4 protein-coding genes and 1 pseudogene are annotated in these 3,786 nt (G+C 66.7%); all 5 read left to right on the forward strand.

The annotated features are described in order from the left end of the window. The first annotated feature begins 326 nt into the window (after positions 1-326). Entirely contained in the window at positions 327-854 is a 528-nt protein-coding gene (locus QZV72_RS12440; protein ID WP_297008903.1) for a hypothetical protein, read from the forward strand. A gap of 104 nt (positions 855-958) precedes the next feature. After that, positions 959-1,471, forward strand: a complete 513-nt coding sequence (locus QZV72_RS12445; protein ID WP_297008904.1) for a helix-turn-helix domain-containing protein — start codon at positions 959-961, stop codon at positions 1,469-1,471. Then, positions 1,452-1,919, forward strand: a complete 468-nt coding sequence (locus QZV72_RS12450; RefSeq protein WP_297008905.1) for a hypothetical protein — start codon at positions 1,452-1,454, stop codon at positions 1,917-1,919. Before QZV72_RS12445 ends, QZV72_RS12450 begins: the two co-directional genes overlap by 20 nt. A gap of 94 nt (positions 1,920-2,013) precedes the next feature. Next, positions 2,014-2,526, forward strand: a complete 513-nt coding sequence (locus tag QZV72_RS12455; protein WP_297008906.1) for a glutathione peroxidase — start codon at positions 2,014-2,016, stop codon at positions 2,524-2,526. A 169-nt stretch (positions 2,527-2,695) separates the two neighbouring features. After that, positions 2,696-3,786, forward strand: a pseudogene (locus tag QZV72_RS12460) (hypothetical protein); the annotation flags it as partial.

The following is a 3,786-nucleotide window of genomic DNA, read 5'->3' on the forward strand; positions in this document are numbered from 1 at the left end:
CTCCGGCAGGCTGCCGGAGACCGGGATCCGGTGACGCGGGAAGCTCGTCGCCTCACCGTCGCGGGCGAACAGGGGGTTGAGTTCGACGTCGCTCATCGGTGGTCTCCGTTCGCGTGCGGTCCCGTCACGCCCTGCGGATCAGGACGCCGTGGTGGTCGGGACGCGGTGCCGCCGAGAGTACGCGCGGGACCCTTCTGAATGCGCTCGACGAGTTGCCAGTCGCTGCCTACCAGGCGGCCCCAGAGGACAGTCGGTGTTCGATCAGCCGACTCAAAACCCTGGTATTCCGCTATCATGTTCGAAAAGCGGTCCGGACAGTTTCGCTGGTGGAGGGAGCAGAGATGACCAGGCACGCCACAGGTCCTGCAAATTGGAAGGAGCGCGTCGCCCCACTCTCAGACGAAGACGCTTCGCGTCGCTGGCAATGGATGCACCCGTGGGCGAAGGAGAGCTTCGAAGCGCTGGCCGAGTCCGATCTGGACGCCTACTTGGATCTCGACAACCTCATTGAGGCCGCGACCAAGGGCCTCTTGAATCCCGAAGACACGTCAATCGCGCTCGTCAACCACCCCCTGGGGCGCCGCCGTACGAAGTGGCCCAGGCAGGCGGTCCCGTGGATCGCAGAGTGGAAACAGGACGCAACCACCGACGATGGCTGCTACCGACTGTATTTCACTGACGCCCTGGGGGCACACGACGGAGTCGACTTCCAGATGTTGGGGATTCTCCTCTGCCGCTACCCCGACAAGTCGCTCAAGGAAGCTGCCCAGACGAAGGACATTGAGACTTCCATGGACCTCGCGATGAGACATCAGCGGGAACACGGCTGCACGTTGCGCACTTTCCCGTCCTGACCTGGCCTGAGGACGTTCAGTAGGCAGCGTCCGCCCTTTCCGCGTAAACTGACGCCACGACATGTACCCCACGGAATATCCACAGTTCAAGGAAGGTGCCGCCCATGGACAAGGCCGAGCTTCGTCGCTACAAGGACCTGGGCATGGCCGACCTGCTGTGGGTTAGCCAGCTGGTCGCACTCCGAAAGCGCAAAGGGCTGACTCAGCAGCAGATCGCGGACCGGATGGGCGTAGACCAGTCGGCGATCAGCAAGCTGGAGAACGTCAACAACGGGCACCGGAAGATAAGCGCTGAACAGCTCAACCGCTACGCGCGGGCAGTCGGCGCCTACACCGGGCACATCGTGCTGGATGCCGAAGAGGACTACAGCCTCCTCAAGAAGGAGATCGAGCGGCACACCCACAATCTCATCTGGAATGAGGAGGCCCCCGCCACCGGCAGCGCCGCCTACCGCATCAGTGACACTCTCCCCCACAATGAGAACTGCCGTTCCACGAGGCGGATCGCAGGCGACTGGGCGGGCACTCCCGCCGAGGATGACGACACACCGCAGTTCACCGTGACCTCACGCAGGTCACCTCTAGAGGAGAAGTCAAGTGGTTTCGCTGAACTCTGAGAGCCTCCAGACCTCTGCCCAGGGGTTCATCCGCCAGTGGTTTGACCTGCAAGGTCGTCGTCGACAGGACGATCGGTACGACCCCGCCGAAGGCGCGATGGTGACGGCAGGCGCGCACTATACGACCGAAGGATCGCGGTTCCTGCTGAAGCTCGACATCGATGCGTTCGCAGAGAACATGACGTTCAATGCCGGTCTCCTGGTCGGCTACTCGTACGAGACCACCATCGATGTCGAGCACGAGGAGGCGCTGACGTTCATGCAGAGCCACCTCGGCCCCCTCGCTTTCGCCATCATCAATGAAGAATTGTCCGAGCTCGGCAGGAAGTTCGCCGCACCATTTCCCCGACTGTCACCACAGCACCAACTCGACTTCTGGCTGGAACAGCGTGAGCTCACACAAGATGAGATGACACTCAACGTGGAGGGTTCTCCGGACAACGGCTAGCCACCCTCTCCCCAACAGCCGACTTGCCACAGCAGTCGAACCCAGGCTCTCACTCACCCCCACCGTGTAGCCCACCACGACTACCCTCGCCCCCATGACCGAGAACACCACAGACACCACCGACATCAAGTCCATCCCCGTCACCACCCTCGCCGGCGACCCGCTCGACCTGCACGACTTCACGGGCCCGCTGCTCATCGTCAATGTCGCCTCCAGGTGCGGGCTCACCCCGCAGTACACCGCCCTCGAGCGGCTCCAGGAGACCTACGGTGCCGCCGACGGCTCCGGCCTCACCGTCCTCGGCGTCCCGTGCAACCAGTTCGCCGGCCAGGAGCCCGGCAGCGCCGAGGAGATCGCCACGTTCTGCTCCACCACCTATGGCGTCACCTTCCCTCTGCTCGCCAAGACCGACGTCAACGGCGACGACCGCGACCCGCTCTACCAGGCACTCACTGCCACGCAGGACGCCGACGGCGAGGCCGGCGACATCCAGTGGAACTTCGAGAAGTTCCTCGTCTCCGCCGACGGCCGCGTCCTCAACCGCTTCCGCCCGCAGACCACCCCGGACGACCCGGCGGTCATCGCCGCCATCGACGCGGCGCTCTGACACCGCACCGCGACGCGCCAACCGCGCCCGCTCGCCCACACCCATGCCCGGCCTCGCCCCCAACCGCACTCTGCGGGGCCTGGGCAAGTTGCGGACGCAGAAGGTGGCAGAAGGTGAATGACGCCATCGGCCGATAATTCCTGTCACCCACTACTAAAGTTATTCATTGATGGAGCCCGTCACATACGGCGTCGCAGTCTCCGCCCGCAGGACGTACGGCGGCTGGGACCTCACACTGAGCAACGGGGACGCACTGTTCGTCCCCGCACTCGACGACGCCGCAGAACGGGTCAGAGACCATCTTGACCTGCAGCAACCTGCCGTCAACCACCGCTTCGTCGCGGTGGTCCTCACGGTCGAACCAGCGCCCGCGCCGGAGCCCGCCACCCCGTCGGTGCCCGACCCCGCCGTCGACGACACCTGGCGACCCCACTCCCTCCACACTCCCGATCCGGCACCTGAACCGGAGCCGGATCCCCCGCCCCCGTGGACCCCGGAGCCCGGACCGGCATGGACCCGGGCCCCTGAAACCACCCCCGCATCACCCCCTACCACCTTCGCGGAAGTCACCCCCGAGCTCACCCCCGAGCCCGTCAGGGCCGCCAGCACCACCGACGCGACCGAGGACGTCGACGGCATGTCCCTCACCCTCCGGTTCCTCGCCGCCCGCGGCACCTCGACCGACTTCGCCGGCGCGGCGTCCCAGGTCCTCCCCTGGGTCGACGACCTGCCCACCACCGCACGCCGCCAGTGCCTCTCCGACCTCTGGGTCGCCCTGAAGGACGCCAACGAGAGCTTCCGCTACTCCCCCCTGGAGGACGCCGTCCGCCGCTGGCGTCCGCACACCACAGGAGCCACCGCAACCGCCGCTTCCGCGACAACCACCGCTGCCCCGACAACCACTGCGCCCCCGGAGCCCCCGGCGTCCCCGGCGTCCTCCGCCTCCCCCCACGGTTTCTCCACCTCCGGCTGGGCCGCCGTCGGCCCGGACCCCGCGCCCTGGTCGGACGCCGGACGCGATACAGGCCAGACCCCGCCCCGGTACATCCCGCCGGCGTCCACCTACACCGCCCCGGATCCCGAGCCGGTGGACCTGCTCCCCCGCGTCTCCCTGCCACCGGAACCCGCCCCGGAACCCCACTGGACCCCGGACTCCACCTGGTCACCGTCCCCGGAACCCGTCCCGGCGCACACAGCGGACCCGCACCCGTCGTCCCCCGGCTTCCTCACCGGCTTCCCCGGCCCCTCCCCCGTCCCCCC

The sequence above is a fragment of the uncultured Corynebacterium sp. genome (assembly GCF_902782855.1).
Lineage (GTDB): Bacteria > Actinomycetota > Actinomycetes > Mycobacteriales > Mycobacteriaceae > Corynebacterium.

Coding starts and splice junctions, on each gene's coding strand:
- QZV72_RS12445 (WP_297008904.1), top strand. CDS start 959: ATGGACAAGGCCGAGCTTCGTCGCTACAAGGACCTGGGCATGGCCGAC.
- QZV72_RS12455 (WP_297008906.1), top strand. CDS start 2,014: ATGACCGAGAACACCACAGACACCACCGACATCAAGTCCATCCCCGTC.